We start from the raw sequence: 18850 nt of genomic DNA, 5'->3' as shown, positions 1-18850 counted from the left end.
ATCGTTCTGCTATTCGTGTTCGCGTAGTGGCTCACCTTCGAGTCCTCGGCTCTGCATGCGTGAGTGGCTCTCCCGAACCTAATCGTTTAGCCCCATAGCGCATATTGCTCCAGCGACGACTACATATCGTGGTGTTCATCCAGCGGATGAGCACTACGTGCCTCTGACACTTTCTCCGACGATGTTCGATACCGAGCGGGAGCGGCGTGGCTCAATTTGATCGTGGACCGAATCATTACCATTGCCGTACTCTCTGCGTTCGTAGACACGCTTTCGAATTCCCGTACACCCTTACGATTTTAATTCCCTAATATGGCATTATAATACCCTTAGTCATAATGGGGTACCCTCTTGTGGGTGCGAATACCTCGGGTGTGTATGACACAGCCACATAGCCACTCGTCTCACGGCGAGCGGGGCCTCGCCAGCCCCGTAGATGAACGATCGAACTGCGGCCTCGGCGTCGTCATGGATCTCGACGGCGGAACGAGCCACGACGTCGTTACAGACGGCCTCGAACTCCTCGTCAACCTCGAGCATCGGGGAACCACCGGCGCCGAAGCGAACACCGGCGACGGCGCAGGGATCGTACTCCAGACGCCGGACGCCTTCTTCCGCGACGAACTCGACGTCGACCTGCCGAAGCAGTACGCCGTCGGCTCTATCTTCTTCCCGCAGGACGACGCCGCCCGCAAAGCGCTCGTCGACCTCGTCCAGGACACCCTCTCCGAGTACGGACTCGAGACCCTCGCCTGGCGGGACGTGCCGACGGAAAACGACGGCCTCGGTGCGACGGCCATCGAGTCTGAACCCGACGTCTGGCAGGTCTTCGTCTCGCCGGCGGACGAACTGGCCGGCGACGACTTCGACCGTCGCCTCTACGTCGCACGGCGTGCGCTCGAGAACGCGGTTTCGACCACGGACGTCGACGGCAACGACCGATTCTACGTCTGCTCGCTGGACTCGAAAACCCTCGTCTACAAGGGCCTGCTCAAGGGCGAGCAGGTCGCCGGCTACTACCCCGATCTCGCCGACGAGCGCCTCGAGTCGACGTTCGTGATGGTCCACGAGCGCTTCTCGACGAACACGCTCGGAGCGTGGCACCTCGCCCACCCCTACCGCAACGTCGTCCACAACGGTGAGTTCAACACCATCCAGGGCAACGTCAACTGGATGCGCGCCCGCGAGACGGATCTCGAGAGCGAGGTCATAGACGATCTCGAGTCCGTCAAACCCGTCATCAACGACCCCGACCAGTCCGACACTGCGAGCGTCGACAACGCGGTCGAACTCCTGTTGCAGGACGGACGAGACCTCCCGCACGTACTCCGCATGCTCGTTCCCGAGGCCTGGCGCGGGGACGAGCAGATGGATCAGGCGCGCAAGGACTGGTACGACTTCCACGCGTCGCTAGTCGAACCCTGGGACGGCCCCGCGCTCGTCGCGGCGACCGACGGCGAACGCGTTGGCGCCGTCCTCGACAGAAACGGCCTGCGCCCGTGCCGGTACGACGTGACGACCGACAACCGCCTGATCGCCGCCAGCGAAGCCGGCGCGCTCGAGACGCCTCCCGAAAACATCGCCGAGCGCGGGCGTCTCCAGCCCGGCCAACTGTTCCTGGCCGACCCGAACGAGGGCCGGGTCATCCCGGATACGGAGGTCTTCGACGGCCTCGTCGACGACCGCTACGGTGAGTGGCTCGCCCGCGAACAGGTTCACGTCGAGGACCTCCTCGAGACGACTGACCTGGAACCGCGTCAGGCCGTCGACGGACTCCGCCACCACCAGGCCGCGTTCGGCTACACCCACGACGAACTCGAGAACCTGATCGAGCCGATGATGCAGAAGGGCAAAGACCCCATCGGCTCGATGGGCGACGACACGCCGCTGTCGGTACTCACCGAGTTCAACCGGCCGCTGTTCTCGTACTTCAAACAACTGTTCGCCCAGGTCACGAATCCGCCGCTCGACTACATCCGCGAGGAACAGGTTACCTCGCTCGAGTCCCGGCTGGGGTTCCAGCGCAACCTGCTCTCGGAGTCGCCCGCACACGCCCGCCAACTGGTCCTCGATTCGCCCGTCCTCACCGACGCCGAACTCGAGGCGATCCGCGACTGCGAGGAAAACGACATCACGGCGGGGACGGTCGACATCACGTACGAGCGCTCGGAAGCCGCCGACCAGTCCGACGGCGGGGCCCTCGAAGCCGCCATCGAGCGCGTTCGCGAGGACGCCGTCGCGACAATCGAAGCCGGCAACGACGTCGTGATTCTCTCCGACCGCGGCGTCGACGACGACAGGGTTGCGATCCTGAGCCTGCTCGCGATGGGCGCGGTTCACCACCACCTCGTACGAAACGGCCTGCGAAACCACGCCGGGATCGTCCTCGAGTCGGCCGACCCGCGGACCGTCCACCACGTCGCGACCCTGGTGGGGTACGGCGCCGACGCGATCAACCCCTACCTCGCCTACCAGACCATCGCGGACCTCACGGCCGGATCCGACGGCGCGGACACCGGCGTCGCCATCGACGCCTACGTCGGCGCGCTCGAGGACGGCCTCCTGAAGATCATGGCGAAGATGGGCATCTCGACGGTCGAGAGCTACCAGGGCGCCCAGATCTTCGAGGCCGTCGGCCTCGACTCGAGCCTCGTCCAAGAGTACTTCGAGGGGACCGAGAACCGCACCGAGGGGATCGGCCTCGCCGAAATCGAAACGGACCTCCTGGAGCGCCACGAGACGGCCTTCGGCGACGAGGCGACCCTCGACCGCCAGGGTGAGTTCGAGCACCGCTCGGGCGGGATCCACCACCAGTGGAATCCCCAGAGCGTGGGAACGCTCCAGCAGGCAGTCCGCTCGGGCGACTACGAGCGCTACCGGGAGTACGCCGAGGGGATCAACGACCAGTCCGCAGACCTGCGGACTCTTCGGGGCCTCCTCGAGTTCGACTCGGATCGCGAGTCGATCCCGCTCGAGGACGTCGAGCCCGTCGCCGACATCGTTGGGCGGTTCTCGACGGCCGCGATGAGCCTCGGGAGCCTCTCGCCGGAGGCCCACGAGAACAACTCCGTCGCGATGAATCGCATCGGTGGAAAGAGCAACTCCGGCGAGGGCGGCGAACCGCCCGAACGCTTCGGCACCGAGCGCGAGTGCACCGTCAAGCAGGTCGCCTCGGGGCGCTTCGGCGTCACCAGCACGTACCTCTCGAGCGCCGACGAACTCCAGATCAAGATGGCGCAGGGATCGAAGCCCGGCGAAGGCGGCCACCTGCCCGGTCAGAAGGTCAACGAGATGATCGCCCACGTGCGCAAGTCGACACCCGGCGTCGGCCTCATCTCGCCGCCGCCGCTGCACGACATCTACTCGATCGAGGACCTGAAACAGCTGATCTTCGACCTGAAGGCGGCCAACGAGGACGCCGACATCAACGTCAAACTCGTCTCCGAGGCCGGTATCGGCACCATCGCTGCGGGCGTCGCGAAGGCCAACGCCGACGTGGTTCACATCTCGGGCCACTCCGGCGGCACCGGCGCGTCGCCCCGGACGTCGATCAAGCACGCTGGCCTCCCGTGGGAACTCGGGCTCGCCGAGGCCAACCAGATGCTGTGTTCCACCGGCCTCCGGGACCGCATCCGCGTCTCCGCCGACGGCGGGATGAAGACCGGCCGCGACGTGGCCGTCGCCGCCCTGCTCGGCGCCGAGGAGTACATCTTCGGCACCGCCTCCCTCGTCGCCGAGGGCTGCGTGATGGCTCGTCAGTGTCACAAGAACACCTGCCCGGTCGGCGTCGCCACCCAGCGCAAGGACCTCCGCAAGCGCTTCCCCGGCGAATCCGAACACGTCATCAACTTCATGACGTTCATCGCCCAGGAGCTGCGCGAGATCATGGCCGAACTCGGCTTCGAAACCGTCGAAGAGATGGTCGGCCGCGTCGAGGTCCTCTCCCAGCGCGAGGACGTCGACCACCCGAAGGCCCGCACCGTCGACCTGTCGGCCGTCCTGGCTGAACCCGAAGGCGACGTCCGGACCAGGATTCGGGAACAGGACCACGGCCTCGAGGATCACCTCGACCGAACCCTCATCCAGGAGGCCAGTGCGGCCATCGAGGACCGGACTCCCCGGACCGTCGAAACCGAGATCACGAACGTCGACCGCGCTGTCGGCACCATGCTCTCGAACCGGGTGTCGAGCCGCTACGGCGAACCCGGCCTCCCCGAGGACACCCTGACGGTGGACCTCGAGGGCACCGCCGGCCAGAGCTTCGGTGCGTTCCTCGCCCACGGCCTCTCGTTCCACCTCGAGGGCAGCGCGAACGACTACGTCGGCAAGGGCCTCTCGGGTGGGAAGCTCACCGTTCGGACGCCCGAAACGGCCGCCTACGAACCGACCGAGAACGTCGCCATCGGCAACGTCGCCCTCTACGGCGCGACCGGCGGCGAACTGTACGTCAACGGCGTCGCCGGCGAGCGCTTCGCCGTTCGCAACTCGGGCACCAAAGCCGTCGTCGAGGGCGTCGGCGATCACGGCTGTGAGTATATGACCGGCGGCGTCGTCGCCGTCCTCGGCGAGACCGGAACCAACTTCGCCGCGGGAATGTCCGGCGGCGTCGCGTACGTCTTCGACCCCGACGCGGCACTCGAGCGCAAGGCCAACACCGGCATGGTCTCCCTCCACGAGGACCTCGAGGAGGCCGACGAGGCCATGCTCGAGCGCCTGCTCGAGAATCACGTCGCCTACACCGGCTCCGAGCGCGGACAGGAACTCCTGGCAAACTGGGTGCGCGCCCTCGAGTCGTTCGTGAAGGTCATGCCCGAAGCCTACCGCCAGGCGATCACCGAGGACGGTCGGAACGACGTCCGCGCCGAACTTCCCGAGTCGCCCGCCGCCGAATCGAGTCCTGGGTCGTCCGGGTTTGTCGCGAGCGACGATTGAGAGCGACACGTCGAACAGCAATACAGCGGTTGGATGGTGTGCGTCTGTGTTTGTGTGTTTTCACAACTTCTGGTAAACGGTCGGTCGAGTCGACGAAATCCGTGCGGATCTCCGTCACCGATCAGACTCGAGCGCCGACAGTACGTCGAGTTCGAGGTCGTGGGGACGGCGTCCGCAGTCGGTAACAGCGCCGGATCTGGAGCCGTCCCCCGAGCAGGCGACGCGTTCGACGGGTCGTGGCAGGGATAGGGAGGATCACGAGCGTCCCTTCGAACGTGGGAGTCTCAGTACCAGCATTACGATATGCCACGGATGAGTAACTGTCTGGGACGCAAACCTACATATGAAATGCTATTTACCGGGATCTCGGGCTCACGACGCCTCGAGCACCGTCAGATACGCCACGTACACGAGTGCGGCGGCGACGAGCGAAATCGCGACGACGGTGACGCCGACGAAGTTCTCGAGGAAGACCGCCGGGTCGTCCAGGATGTACGCTCCTCCCTCGACAGCGAGGACGAACAGGGCGCCGTAGAGGGCCGCGACAGCCATGGCGCGGGCGACGGCGACGATTAGCCCGGCCCGGCGACTGTTGAGGAGTTCGACGACGAACAGCAGGGCAATCGCGAGCAGGTAAAACGGCTCGGGGAGGGCCTGTCCGAGACCCTGTGGCCCTCGAATCGCGAGCCAGCCGTAGTATGCCAGCGCCAGCAGGACGCCGGCAACGAACGTCATCGCGACACCGTAGCCCGTCGTGTCGTCGACGCGTGGGCGCCTCGGCTGTGTCGCTTCGTCGCTCGACTCGGACGATTCTGGTGTGGCCATCGTATCTCGGGGTACGTAGGACCGCGAGCGGGTTAGTTCTCGAGGGTACGTTCACCACGTTTGACGCGCTGTGAGGGTTCACCACGTTTGACGCGCTTCAGATTCCCTACAATCGAGTAGAATATGACACGCCTTCGACGTATCAATTTTTTATTGGTCGATCGAGCGGAGCCACAACACGGATAACGTCCCCACTCACAAGAGAATGCGTAGAGACACGCGCCGGCAAGCGCTGAAAGACAATTCATGGAATGGCACCTATCACTGTGGACGGCACTTCTCAGTGCCAGCGCGCTCGTCTCGTTCGGATTCGCGATGTACGTCTTCCGGAATTACTACCCACGGAACGACGTCGTCGTCGTGGCCTTTTTCGGCATCGCGACCGCGACCGTCTGGTGGTCGCTGACCTACGCACTCCAGGTCTCGGCGACGACGGTGTCGGCCAAATTGGCCTGGAATCGATTCCTCTGGATCGGCGTCGCACTGATGATGCTCTCGTGGCCGCTATTCATTCTCGTCTACACGGGAGGTGAGCGGTGGGCCCGTGGGAGACGACTCGCCCTGCTTGCCGCAGTACCGACGGCGACGCTCCTGGTCGTGTGGAGTGGCAGGGCAGACCAGTTTATGTATCTCGATCCGACCGTCGAATACGTCGACGGGCTCTACGTGCTCACATTCACGCCGGGCGCGTTCTTCCTGTTCGTGCAGGTATATTCCTACGCGATCAACTTCGTAACGTACGTGCTACTCTGGCGAACGATCAGGCGCCAGGCAGGGCCGGTCCGTCGCCAGGCGATACTCCTGTTGCTCGCGGGACTCGTCCCGGCCGTCGCCACGATCGTCGGCATGACCGGATGGATCACGCCGCTGTTTTTCGATCTCACGCCGGTCGCGTTCCTGCTCACGACACCGCTCGTCGCCTGGGCGCTGTTCAGCCACCGATTGTTCGAAATCTCACCGATCGCCCGGGACGTGGTGTTCGAGAATCTTGCGGAAGGCGTCGTCGTCCTCTCGCACGAAAAGACCGTTATCGACGCCAACGACCCCGCACGGTCGCTGTTCGGCGATCGAATACTCGGAAGTTCGCTCGTAGACGCGTTCGAAGCGTATCCGGAGGTCGTCTCGGTCGTCGAGAACGACGCCGAGGACGCACGCGTAACGGTCGAGGCGAGCGGGGGAGCAAAACGGCTCGAGGTATCAGCGCTGGGAGTGACGTCCGGGAGTACCGTCGCCACCGTCCTTCTGTTCGAGGACGTGACCGACGAGGAAACGTTCCAGCGACGATACCAAAGTATGATCGAAAAGTCACCGAACGTGGTCGCCACCATCGACGAAAGCTGGACGCTTCGATACGTGAGCCCCTCACTCACGCGAGTGCTCGGGTACGAGCCGACACAGGTAGTCGAACGCTCGCTCCTCGAGTACGTCCATCCGGACGACCGCGAAGACGTCCGCAAGTTACGGAAACAGGTCAGTGAACGGTCCAGCAGCGGTTCGGTCCAACATCGCGCTCGACACGTCGATGGGACGTGGAGCCTGTTCAGGACGACGATCGAACCGCTGTTCGACGGGGCCGGCGAGTTCGTCGTGACCGGGACGGACGTCACCGACGAGCGGATATACGAACAGCGACTGCAGGTGCTCAATCGCGTACTCAGACACGACGTCAAAAACAACGTGAACATCATCACGGGCTACGCGAATCTGCTCGAAGACCACGTCGACGCCGGTGGCGAATCCCACCTCGAGACGATCGAAGAGAAAGCGACGGCGCTCGCCGAGCTCAGCGAACTGGCACGGGACGTTGACATGGTATTACACGGGGAGGCGGACCATCGAACGGTCGACATGGCGGCTGCTGTCGATGCGGCGACCGAGCGGCTACAGCGGAGGTACGACGACGCGATCGTTACTGTCGACATCGACGTCAACGCCGACGCTAACGAAAAGGCGCTCGCCCTGGTAAATCCCCTGTACACGTCGGCGATCGACAACGTCCTCAAGAATGCGGTCGAGCACAGCGATCGCTCGGACCCGTCTATCGAAGTCACCATCGACCGGACGGAAACGACCGTCGACGTAGTCATCGCCGACGACGGGCCGGGGATTCCGGCGGTCGAACAGGAGGTGCTGACTGCCGGACGGGAGACGTCGCTGGAACACGCCAGCGGACTCGGGCTGTGGCTCGTGAACTGGGTCGTCGCCCGATCCGGCGGGGACGTCGAATTCGCCGAGAACGACCCACGGGGGAGCATCGTTCGGCTCCGGTTCCCGCGAGCGACCACGGCGACGGCGAGCGCACAGGCCAGTTAATTCCTCGAAAGATGAGACGGACGCCGTTCGAACCCTTCACGCTCGAGAAGGACTCTCGTCGACGATTGCTGGACTGTAGCAGGAAGAGGAGAAAGTAGCAGGAAGAGGAGGGGGTGAATTTGCGTCCGTGGCCCGGCAAATTATTGGTGGACAAAATACCTCGTCAATGGATGAAGGGAATTGATGGAGGGAGAAATGACTCGTCGATGGATGAAACGAGTTGACGGAAGGGGAAACGAGTCGTCGGTCGACGCACATCTTATTCCACACGACTCTTCCTGGAACCGAACGCTTATGAGTTCCCATGTCATTTGGTATCTTGGAACATGTCCACCAGTGACACTGAGCCCCTCCATCGGACGTTGACCCTCCGGCGAACCGACTCGATCCCGACGTCGTCACGGGTTCGCCACGTCGATCAGTTGAGCGAGGAGGCGCTGACCCGGTTTCTCGAGGGCCTGGAATCCGGTTCGATTGCCGTTCTCGAGGACGAAGAACTGGCCGATGGCGACGTGATTATTCACACCGACTACTTCTGTGTGAGGTACGACTGACCCCCGACTCGTCCCCGGTTCCAGGTTTCAGGGAGTGCGTGTCGAACCGCCCCCACCTACGACTGGGTCGTCAATCCGTCTCTGGCCGGTGTGGCGCCGACCTTTGCCGGGCGTATCGAAGCGGTTTTCCGGAGTGCGACGCAATCTAGGCGACATGAACGGCGGAAGCGACATGACGCTCGCGTTCGAACTCGATGCCCTGCAGACGCTCGCCTCGCCGGAGGCCGTCTTCGACGACGCCCGGGGCTGGAGTTCCTACGTCGGCGTCGTCTCCGAGGAGCCGACGTACGTGGTGACGAACTTCACCCGGAAGAACCGGGTCCGACAGGACTTCTTCTCCGGCCCCCGCGGCAAGGCCGAGAGCCTCGATAGCGTCAAACGCCAGTTCGACACCGAGCGACACGTCTTTGTCGGCGTCGGCGACGACGACGAGGCCCTCGCCGACGAGGTCGGCTGGGAGTTCCTCCACGTCCAGGACGCCGCGGAGGCGGCCGGGTGGACGCTGGCGACTGAGCCGGAGGAGGCGGACGATCCAGACGAAGCGATTCGCGACGACTGGCCCTGAACATGGCGCAGCTCTCGGTACTGACGGCAATCGACGAGGCGTTCGAGCGCATGAGCGATCGGCGCGCCCTGACAGTTCTGGGCGGGCTGGTCGTCGTCCAGGCGCTGATGCTGGTCGGCCTCCAGAGCCAGCTCGAGGCCCAGCGGGCGTTCATCGAGGACGAAGAGCTGTTCGTCCCGGGGTTCGAGACGCTCCCCGACGAGTTTCCCCTCGCCGTCGATCTCTCGGTCGGGGTGGCGACCGCGCTCTGGCTCGCCATGCTGATCGCGTTCGTCGCGCTCTCGGTGGTGGCGTTTCGGGTGCTCTCGGAGCGGGCAGCGCGTACACGTGGGCGGGAAGACGCCGCCGACGGTGAGCCCGTCGACGGTGAACCGCTCCTCGATCCCACGTCAGCCGAGCAACCGGGGTGGAACGACGGGCTCGGTCGGGCGACGCTCTCGGCAGTCGCCGCCGCGTTCGGCGGGTCCCTGCTGGTGGGACTCGGCCTCGCGCTGTTCGTCGTCCCCGGGCTCGTCGTCGCCACGGCCCTCGCGTTCACTCACCCGTACCTCGCAACCGAGCGAGTCGGACCGATCGACGCGGCCCGCCGGAGCGTCGAGCTGACCCGTGGGTCCTGGCTTCGTGTCTTTACGCTCCTGGCCGTCATCGTCCTGAGCTTCCTCACCGTGAGTTCACTGGGCGCCGTCGCCCTCGCCGCCCTCGAGTCGTCGCCCCTTGCGGGCGAACTCGCGAACGTTGCGTTCAGTTCGTTGGCCTGGCTCTTCGCGCTAGCTCTGCTCGCGAGCGGATTCGATCAGCTCGAGGCCCGCCGGGCCGAGGAGGACGAAAAGTGGGCGGGTATCGACGACGAACTTCTCCCGTAGGCTCGACGCGGGGCCGTCTCGAGTCGTCGTCCTTATCACGACACCGGCCTAAGCCCCGGCGATGGCCGACCCCGAGCCTCGCGTCCCGGGCGACGACACCAACCAACTCGAGCTACCGTGCGGAGAGTCGCTCGACCCCCACGAGATCGACCTCGGTATGCGCGAGTACAGCTGTTCGTGCGGTGATCGCCACGCCGTGGTCACAGACGTCCACCCACCCTCGCGGTTCGTCCCCGAGTCACTCGTCGCGGTCCTCCAGGAGACCGTCGATACGGCCGACGACTTCGACGAGTTCGGCACGCCCCACCTGCTCGGTATCGTCATGGAGGAGTTCCCCGACGAGGTCGTCGTCCACGACGCCTCCGAGGACGGTTCGGTCGGGTACACCCTCCTGTGGGTCACGGATTTCGAGGCTCGACGGCTCCACGTCGTCGTCGTCGAACTAATCGTCGAGTTGATGGAACACGCGATCAGCCACGCCGACGATGGCGACGCGATCACCGAGTTCGAGACGCAGATGCTCGAGTTCGACGTCGAGTCGTTCGTCGATCAGTACCGGGACGTGCGGGACTTCGAGAGCGAGCACGACGCGCCGGTGTGACCGGCGTCCGTTTTCGCCGAGACAGTTCGTGTCCAGGTCACCATTTTGTGACGTCGAAGCGTGAGCTAGCCGAGAAAGAGCGCGACGATACCGTGAACGGCCATACGGCCTCTCGCGCTCACGACGGCCCTTCGTGCTCGTGACGGCCCGGAACTCGAGTCACCGTGTCTCGACAGAACGGGGCCTACTCCGTGTCGATCTGTGTCACTCGGTCTCCATTCCTGTCGCCATCGTCGCCCTGGTCCTGGTTGTAATTGTGATCGTAATCGTGATCGTCGTCCTGGTCGTGATCGACACCGCCCGCCTCTTTTCCGAGCGAAACGTCGAATCGCGCGCCGCCGGCCTTGCTCTCCGTCACCGCTATCTCCCAGCCGTGAGCGTCCACGACCTCCGTCACGATCGCCAGACCGAATCCCGTCCCCTCCGGGTGGGTCGTGTAGCCGGACTCGAGGACCGCCTCCCGTTCGTCCGGCGGAATGCCCGGCCCATCATCGGCCACGTAGAAGCCGTCGTCGAACGAACCGACCGTGAGCGAAACGTCGGATCCGACGTGCTCGAGGGCGTTTCGAAAGAGGTTCTCGAACAGCGCCAGCAGTCGCGTCTCCTCACCGGTCACGGCCGGAAGCGAGCCCTCGACGTCGATGTCGAGCGCTGGATCGACCGTTCGACCGGCCCGTCGAACCACCGTCTCGAGGGAAATCGATTCGGTGTCGGTGAGTTGTCGCCCGCTGCGAGCGAGCACGAGCACGTCGTCGATGATGTCGTCCATTCGATCGAGCGCCCACTGCACTTCGCTGAGGTGGTCGCCGTGCTCTTCTTCTCGTTCGGTAGCGAGTATATCAACGTGGCCGGTCGCGAGCGTCAGCGGGTTTCTGAGGTCGTGTGAGACCGTTCCTGCGAACTCCTCTAAGCGTTCGTTCTGGCGCTCGAGCTCTCGCCGCTGGCGCTCGAGTTCCCGGCGACGGCGGTCGAGTTCGGTTTCGCGTTCGGCACGCTCGAGGGCGGCTTCGACGTTCGCGGCGAGGATTTTCGCGATTGCGAGCGACTCCTCGTCGAAGGCGTCGCGCTCCGTCGAGGAGACGATGAGGACGCCGTACTCGCCGAGCGGAAAGTGTGCCTCGCTCCTGATCGCCGTCTCTGGGTTTCGAACACCCTCTTCCCGTCGGACGTCCCCGTGAGCCATCACCTGACCGGAGTCGAAGGCCGTCCAGGCCAGGCCGCCGTCGCGTTCGATGACGTCCGGCTCGTCCAGGAGGTCGGCGACGTCGTCCGAGACAGCGATGGGGACCAGCCCGTCAGCCTCCGGATCGTACCGGTGGATGCCAGTGAGGGGGTACTCGAGGATGTCGGTCGCGAGTGCACAGCCGACGGTCGCGACCTCTGGGGCGTTCTCGGCGGCCATCAGCCGCCGGGTGCCGTCGTGGAGCGCGCGGATTCGTTGTTCGCGCTCTTTTCGCGCAGCGATGTCGCGAATAACGCCGACGTTGCCGACGAGGTCGCCGTCGTCGACCAGCGGGGCGACGTTAGCCTCGGCGACGTGAGTGCGGTCGCTGGCGTCCGTGAATTCGAACTCGAACGTTCCCCACTGCCGGTCTTCCTGGAGAATCGCCCGCAGTTCTCGTTTTCCTCGTTCGAGTGTCGATTCGGGCATGAACGATCGAGCGTGGGCGCCGAGGATCGCGCTTCTGGGTTGACCGACCGCCTCGGCCATCGCGTCGTTAGCCACTGCCACGGTCCCGTCCGCGTCGAGGACGTACATGGGATCGCCGACCGTCTCGACGAGCGTTCGGTACTCCTCGAGTTCCCGTTCGCGCCGTTTCCGTTCGGTGACGTCGGTGTAGATGATGTACTCGTAGATGGTGCCGTCGAGTTCGACGGCGAACCCCCTGAGGAGGAACTCACGGGGACCGTCGACCGTCAGTCGCGTGACCTCCTCGGTGACGACTTCATCTAGCCCGACTGCGTCGTAGATCGGGACGACGTCCTCGCCCGCCGGGAGCAGCGATTCGCCGAGGATCTCGCCCGCGACCTCGTCCGCCTCGTAGCCGAACAGGCGCTCGAAACCGGGGTTAGCGGCGACGATCCGATCCAGTCCCGGTTCGCTGACGACGACGACGCCGTCGGGGACGTTCTCGAACAGCGCGCCGAAGCGGTCGCGTTCACGACGGACGGCCCGTTCCGACCGAATGCGCGAAATCGCCGCGGAGACGTGTGCCGCGAGCAACTCCGCCAGCGTGCGGTCGCGTTCGGTAAACGCCGCCGCATCGCGCGAGGTGGCCTGGAGCACGCCGAAGGATCCGACGGGCACGCTGAGCCCGGAGCGAAGCTCGTCGGCGACGGGATCGGCGTCCTCGTCGGAGCCGATGTCCAGGTCGAGGGACGACTCGCCGGACCGGTAGGTCCGCCCGACGACGCCCTGGTCGGGTTCGAACGTCTCGGTGAGTTCGGAGACGATGGCGCCGTTGGCGGCTGCCGGCCGCAACACGCCGTCTTCCTCGACGTACAGCGCGCTGTCGTCGCTCTCGAGGACGTGAATCATCGCCTCGACCGCGAGCCGGTAGACGGTTTCGGGGTCGTGGCAGGTCTCGAACTCGAGAGCGACGTCGTGCATCGCGTCGACCCGACGAAATCGACCGTCGCCGGTCGACGCCAGCACACGCTCGACGCGGTCGCACAGGTGCTCGACGGCGTCCGCGGGACCGTCGAAGGCGGCGGGGACGTACGCCGTCACGTCTGCGTCGATCGCGCGACTCGCGAGTTCCTCGGAGCCGTGACGGGCGTACAGCACGATCGGAAGGGTGGGGTGAGTTCGGCGGATCGTTTCGACGAGTGCGAGCCCGTCGGAATCGGGGAGTCGGTCGACGGTCACCACGCCGTCGACCGATCGATTGTCGAGCGCTCGAACCGCGTCTGCAGCAGTCTCGGCCCTGTGAACGGACAGTCCAGGACACGATGACTCGAGGGCGTCGACGACTCGCGGCGCTCGGTCGGTCGGGTCGACGTATACGATCGACCCACCACCGAATGCTCGTTGTCCACCACTACCACCACCAGACATGTAGTTAGCAATAGATGACTGGGTACTACTATAAGGAGTTCGGCCGTTGAGGCAGCTCAGCGACCAGGTGTGGCGAGTCGATCGTACGAAATTCGAAATTCTATTTCGAGAATCGCACTATTTCGTGGCGCTTATTACGATGTACACACTTCGGACGGACAACGAATGAGCACCGACCACGACACCGGGGACGACGGACGCACGATCCTGCTCATCGGCAGCGGGCCGATCCAGATCGGACAGGCCGCCGAATTCGACTATTCGGGCGCCCAGGCCTGCCGAGCCCTCCAGGAGGAGGGCGCGCGCGTCGTTCTCGTCAACTCGAACCCGGCGACGATCATGACCGATCCGGAGATGGCCGACCGGGTCTACCTCGAGCCGATCACGACCGACGCCATCGCCGAGATTATCCGGAAAGAGCGCCCGGACGGCGTCATCGCCGGCCTCGGCGGCCAGACTGGACTGAACGTCACGGCCGAACTCGCCGAGGAGGGCGTCCTCGATGAGTACGACGTCGAGATCATGGGGACGCCGCTCGACACCATCTACGCCACGGAGGACCGGGACCTCTTCCGCCAGCGCATGGAGAGCATCGGCCAGCCAGTGCCGCGGTCGACGACCATCTCGCTGGATTCGGGCGAGTCGGTCACCGAGGTTACGGACGAGGACCTCCGCGAGCGCGTCGAGGACGCCGTCGACGCCGTCGGCGGGCTCCCTGTCATCGCCCGGACGACCTACACGCTGGGTGGCTCCGGATCGGGTGTCGTCGAGGAGATGGACGAACTCCTCGCTCGCGTGCGGAAAGGACTCCGCCTCTCGCGGAACAACGAGGTCCTCATCACGGAATCGATCGCCGGCTGGGTCGAACTCGAGTACGAGGTGATGCGCGACGCCGACGACTCGTGTATCATCATCTGCAACATGGAGAACCTCGACCCGATGGGCATCCACACCGGCGAGTCGACGGTCGTCACCCCCTCGCAGGTCATCCCCGACGACGGTCACCAGGAGATGCGCACCGCGGCGCTGGACGTCATCCGCGAACTCGGCATCCAGGGCGGGTGTAACATCCAGTTCGCCTGGCACGACGATGGCACGCCCGGCGGCGAGTACCGCGTCGTCGAGGTGAACCCGCGCGTCTCTCGCTCGTCGGCGCTCGCCTCGAAGGCGACGGGCTACCCCATCGCCCGCGTGACCGCGAAAGTAGCGCTGGGCAAACGGCTCCACGAGATCGAAAACGAAATTACGGGACAGACGACCGCGGCGTTCGAGCCGGCGATCGACTACGTCGTGACGAAAGTGCCCCGCTGGCCCAAGGACAAGTTCGACGACGTCGACTTCGAACTCGGCACGGCGATGAAGTCGACCGGCGAGGCGATGGCCATCGGCCGCACGTTCGAGGAGAGTCTGTTGAAGGCGCTCCGCTCCTCGGAGTACGACCCCGCCGTCGACTGGGCCGACGTTTCCGACGAGGAACTCGAGGCCGACTACCTCGAAACGCCGACGCCCGACCGCCCTTACGCCATCTTCGAGGCGTTCGAGCGCGGCTACACCGTCGAGGACGTCTGCAGCCTGACGGGCATCTACGAGTGGTACGTCGAGCGCTTCGAGAACATCGCCGAGGCGTCGGTCGCCGCTTCCGAGGGCGACTTCACCGAGGCTGCCGAACTCGGCTTCACGAACCAGCAAGTCGCAGCTCGTGCCGGCGCCGACGTTGGAAGCGTCGAGTCCGTCGCTCCCGAGCGCACCTTCAAGCAGGTCGACACCTGCGCCGGTGAGTTCGCCGCGTCAACGCCGTACTACTACTCGGCGCGGGACGCCCTCGAGTCCGGTTCCTCGCCCATCGCCCACGACGAGGTCCAAGTCGACACCGACGTCGAGAGCGTCGTCGTCGTCGGCGGCGGCCCGATCCGCATCGGACAGGGCGTCGAGTTCGACTATTGCGCCGTCCACGCAGTGCGCGCCCTGCGGGAACTGGGCATCGACGCCCACGTCGTCAACAACAACCCCGAGACGGTCTCGACGGACTACGACACCAGCGACGGCCTGTTCTTCGAGCCGATCACCGCCGAGGAGGTCGCGGACGTGGTCGAGACGACCGGCGCCGACGGCGTCATGGTCCAGTTCGGCGGCCAGACCTCCGTCGACATCGGGGAACCGCTCGAGGCCGAACTCGAGCGCCGCGGCCTCGATTGTTCGGTGATGGGAACCAGCGTCGAAGCGATGGACCTCGCGGAGGACCGCGACCGGTTCAACCAGCTCATGGACGATCTGGGCATCGCCCAGCCCGAAGGTGGTGCTGCCTACAGCCGCGAGGAAGCGTTCGACCTCGCTCACGATATCGGCTACCCGGTTCTCGTCCGTCCATCCTACGTCCTCGGCGGCCGCGCGATGCAGGTCGTCCACAGCGACGACGAACTCGAGACGTACATCGAGGAGGCCGTCCGCGTGAGCCCCGACAAACCGATACTCATCGACCAGTTCCTCGAGGGCGCGGTCGAACTCGACGTCGATGCCGTCTCGGACGGCGAGGACATCGTGATCGGCGGCGTCATGGAACACGTCGAGAGCGCCGGGGTTCACTCCGGCGACTCCGCGTGTACGATCCCGCCGCGCTCGCTCGACGACGAGACGATGGCTCGCGTGCGCGAAGTCACCGAGGAGATCGCGACCGCGCTCGAGACCGTCGGTCTGCTGAACGTTCAGTTGGCGGTCACCGGCGTCCACGACGATCAGGACGTCGAGGTGTACGTCCTGGAGGCCAACCCGCGCTCCTCGCGCACCGTCCCGTTCGTCTCGAAGGCGACCGGCGTTCCGATCGCCAAACTCGCCGCGAAGGTGATGGCGGGCGAGTCGCTCGCAGAGCAGGGTGTCGACGAGCGAATTCCCGAGCACACGTCGATCAAGGAGGTCGTCCTTCCGTTCGACCGCCTGCCGGGAAGCGACCCACGTCTGGGCCCGGAGATGAAGTCGACCGGCGAAGTGATGGGCACCGCGAGCGACTTCGCGACGGCCTACTGGAAGGGCCAGCAGGCCGCCGGCAACGCCGTCAGCGAGGGAACCGCCGTGATCGACCTCGCGGTCGACGGCTTCGAGGGGTCCTTCGACGTCGCCGAGTTCGAGGACGTCCCCGCCGCGATCATGAAGGGCGAGGTCGACTTCGTCGTCAGCGACGACCGCGACGCCCTCGAGATGGCCGTCGAGGAGGACGTCCCGTACCTCTCGACGGCGGCCAGCGCTCGCGCGTACCTCGAGGCGCTCGAGGGATTCGACGGCGACCTCGACGTGGCGGCCGTGACCGACCGGCCACAGCGGGTGGCGAACTGGGGCGGCTGATCGGGCCGGACTTACCCTGGTAAGGGGGCACTGGTGAAGAGTCACCCACCACCGAAAGAATTCTGTCGGGCGATTCGGTATTCGGGCTATGGACGACGTTCCCGAAGCACGAGCACTGTCGGCGTCGGCCGTCGAGAAGTTCGTCGAGATGGTCGACCCAACGCTCGAGCTTCGAGACGCGACCCCGGTCGAACGCGGCTTCTGTTCGGTCTACCGTCTCGAGGCCGTCGATGACGGCGGTTCGCGGCCCCTGTACCTGAAGGCCTCGCCCGACGGGAAAACGTGGGGAATCCCCGACGAGGCGCGCATCCAGGCCGTCCTGGACGCCCACACGTCGATCCCGGTCCCCGAAGTGCTCGGCGTCCTGGACGACCACGAGACGCTCCCTGCTCCGTGTTACCTGATGGAGGCATTGCCCGGCGAGGCGCTGCCCTACGAGGACGTGTGCCACCTCGAGGACGACACCCTCTCGCGACTCGCACGGGAGACGGGCGAGTACCTGGCCGAGTTACACGCAGTGCCGGCGGTCGAGCGGTTCGGTCACGTCCGTCGCGACGGGCCCGACCTCGTCGGCGGGCGGCCCGAGTGCGAGCCGTCGGCCCTGACGGTTGGAGATCTGCGGGCCACCTGGCCGGAGTTTCTGCAGTCGTACGTCGACCGCGAACTAGAGCGCCACGCCGATTCCCGTTTTTCGCCGCTTACACCCGATTTGCGGCGGTGGATCGAGGCGAGAATCGATGCCCTGGAGAGGCCGTTCGATCCCGTTCTGGGCCGCAACGATCACGGCTTACACAACCTCCTCGTCGAGTCCGAGGCGGGCGAGATCACGGCGATGCTCGACTGGGGCTACACCCTCGCCGTCCCGGCGGCGTTCGATTTCGAGTTCGCCGCCTACCTCTACAGCGGCGCCTTCCTGGCGGGGCTGTCCGGCGTGTCGGATCGGCGACCCCTCGTCCGCGAGGCGATGCTGTCGGGGTACCGGACGGCGAGGCCGGATCGAGCGGACGCGGTTTCGACCCCCGAGCCGCTCTACGAACTGGTCGCGATGGTCCGCATCATGAACGACTTCGAGCATCTCGAGGTGCCCGACGGGAGCGAACGCGCGGTGATGGACCGTATCGAGGCGGATGCTCGAGCAATTTTCGAGAGCCAGAACAGAGCGCCTTCCCGTGCGGAATAACGTACAGAACGCACTCCATCGTGGTCGTGATTGTCTGTGCACACGGACGGCCGTTCGTCGACTAGTCGTCGACTTCGCTCCACGCGACTCCGAGCGCAACGCCGGTTCCGACGCCGATAGCGATTCCCGCACCGATATTGTCCATCGCTACGCCAATGGATACCCCCATTCCGACGCCCACCGCAATTCCCACGCCCAGTTTCGACTCATCGTCGTCCGTTTCGATTCCCATAGCGATACAGACGCCCGCCGGATTATTACCGTATCGCTCGCCCCATTTCGCAGCGGAGACGAGACACCACACTATTACGGCACGTTCCCGGTTATCGCCAGGAGTATCAAAACTAATTTGGCGAGCGACCCCGTACCGTCTACCGGTGATTACAATGACGACGAGAGGCATCGATACGCCGACTGATCCCCGATTCGACCTCGAGATAGAATTCGACCGATACGACCTGCACCTCGCAATTATCCCGCTCGCCTTCCTGACCACCGCTGGGGCGAGTCTGTTGGCCGACATCGCATTCGAGTCCGCGCTCATGATGGCCAGTCTGGTGGGTCTCGTGGCGATGCTCGACGGCATGGTGTTGCGGCCGCCGAACGGTCACGGCGGAGTCTGA

Annotated in this window: 12 protein-coding genes; 9 read left to right on the top strand and 3 right to left on the bottom strand. The window is 65.0% G+C overall.

Translation table 11 applies throughout. The features are described from left to right. Nucleotides 1-378: 378 nt before the first annotated feature. A complete protein-coding gene (gene gltB / locus NGM15_RS01985; RefSeq protein ID WP_253434603.1) occupies nucleotides 379-4932 on the top strand; it encodes a glutamate synthase large subunit in 4554 nt (1517 codons plus the stop codon). Between the two features lie 372 nt (nucleotides 4933-5304). Here gltB and NGM15_RS01980 read toward each other — a convergent pair whose 3' ends face one another. Then, the gene (locus tag NGM15_RS01980; RefSeq protein ID WP_253434601.1) at nucleotides 5305-5757 is read right to left on the bottom strand and encodes a hypothetical protein; all 453 of its coding nucleotides are present in this window, start codon (nucleotides 5755-5757) and stop codon (nucleotides 5305-5307) included. A gap of 246 nt (nucleotides 5758-6003) precedes the next feature. On the opposite strand from NGM15_RS01980, the gene NGM15_RS01975 reads away from it, so the two are divergent. The 5 genes from NGM15_RS01975 to NGM15_RS01955 all read left to right on the top strand — a co-directional run bounded on the left by NGM15_RS01975 (nucleotide 6004) and on the right by NGM15_RS01955 (nucleotide 10653). After that, the gene (locus tag NGM15_RS01975) at nucleotides 6004-8070 is read left to right on the top strand and encodes a histidine kinase N-terminal 7TM domain-containing protein (RefSeq protein WP_253434600.1); all 2067 of its coding nucleotides are present in this window, start codon (nucleotides 6004-6006) and stop codon (nucleotides 8068-8070) included. Nucleotides 8071-8396: 326 nt separating this feature from the next. Next, nucleotides 8397-8624 (top strand): DUF7979 domain-containing protein, encoded by a 228-nt coding sequence (locus tag NGM15_RS01970; RefSeq protein WP_253434597.1) that lies wholly within the window; start codon nucleotides 8397-8399, stop codon nucleotides 8622-8624. A 154-nt stretch (nucleotides 8625-8778) separates the two neighbouring features. Then, entirely contained in the window at nucleotides 8779-9189 is a 411-nt protein-coding gene (locus tag NGM15_RS01965; protein ID WP_253434594.1) for a DUF7124 domain-containing protein, read from the top strand. A 2-nt stretch (nucleotides 9190-9191) separates the two neighbouring features. Further along, entirely contained in the window at nucleotides 9192-10052 is an 861-nt protein-coding gene (locus NGM15_RS01960; protein WP_253434591.1) for a DUF7847 domain-containing protein, read from the top strand. A 61-nt stretch (nucleotides 10053-10113) separates the two neighbouring features. Next, entirely contained in the window at nucleotides 10114-10653 is a 540-nt protein-coding gene (locus tag NGM15_RS01955) for a DUF5815 family protein (protein WP_253434588.1), read from the top strand. A 184-nt stretch (nucleotides 10654-10837) separates the two neighbouring features. On the opposite strand, the gene NGM15_RS01950 is transcribed toward NGM15_RS01955, so the two are convergent. Then, nucleotides 10838-13711: a hybrid sensor histidine kinase/response regulator gene (locus tag NGM15_RS01950; RefSeq protein WP_253434585.1), complete on the bottom strand. Its 2874-nt coding sequence runs from the start codon at nucleotides 13709-13711 to the stop codon at nucleotides 10838-10840. Nucleotides 13712-13876: 165 nt separating this feature from the next. Here NGM15_RS01950 and carB point away from each other — a divergent pair, with 165 nt between their 5' ends. Together carB and NGM15_RS01940 are read left to right on the top strand one after the other, a co-directional pair. Further along, the gene (carB, locus tag NGM15_RS01945) at nucleotides 13877-17047 is read left to right on the top strand and encodes a carbamoyl-phosphate synthase large subunit (protein WP_253434582.1); all 3171 of its coding nucleotides are present in this window, start codon (nucleotides 13877-13879) and stop codon (nucleotides 17045-17047) included. Between the two features lie 88 nt (nucleotides 17048-17135). Beyond that, nucleotides 17136-18227 carry a phosphotransferase family protein gene (locus NGM15_RS01940; RefSeq protein WP_253434579.1) on the top strand — a complete coding sequence of 364 codons (1092 nt, stop codon included), beginning with the start codon at nucleotides 17136-17138 and terminating at the stop codon, nucleotides 18225-18227. Nucleotides 18228-18288: 61 nt separating this feature from the next. Here NGM15_RS01940 and NGM15_RS01935 read toward each other — a convergent pair whose 3' ends face one another. Continuing rightward, nucleotides 18289-18459, bottom strand: coding sequence for a glycine zipper domain-containing protein (locus NGM15_RS01935; RefSeq protein ID WP_253434577.1), 171 nt, complete (start codon nucleotides 18457-18459; stop codon nucleotides 18289-18291). A gap of 154 nt (nucleotides 18460-18613) precedes the next feature. Here NGM15_RS01935 and NGM15_RS01930 point away from each other — a divergent pair, with 154 nt between their 5' ends. Next, on the top strand, nucleotides 18614-18850 hold the full coding sequence (locus NGM15_RS01930) for a DUF8015 family protein (RefSeq protein WP_253434574.1): 237 nt from the start codon (nucleotides 18614-18616) through the stop codon (nucleotides 18848-18850).

It is taken from the genome of Natronosalvus halobius (assembly GCF_024138145.1).
Lineage (GTDB): Archaea > Halobacteriota > Halobacteria > Halobacteriales > Natrialbaceae > Natronosalvus > Natronosalvus halobius.
Note: the sequence above shows the minus strand (reverse complement) of the source record. Positions and strands in the feature narration are given on the sequence as shown.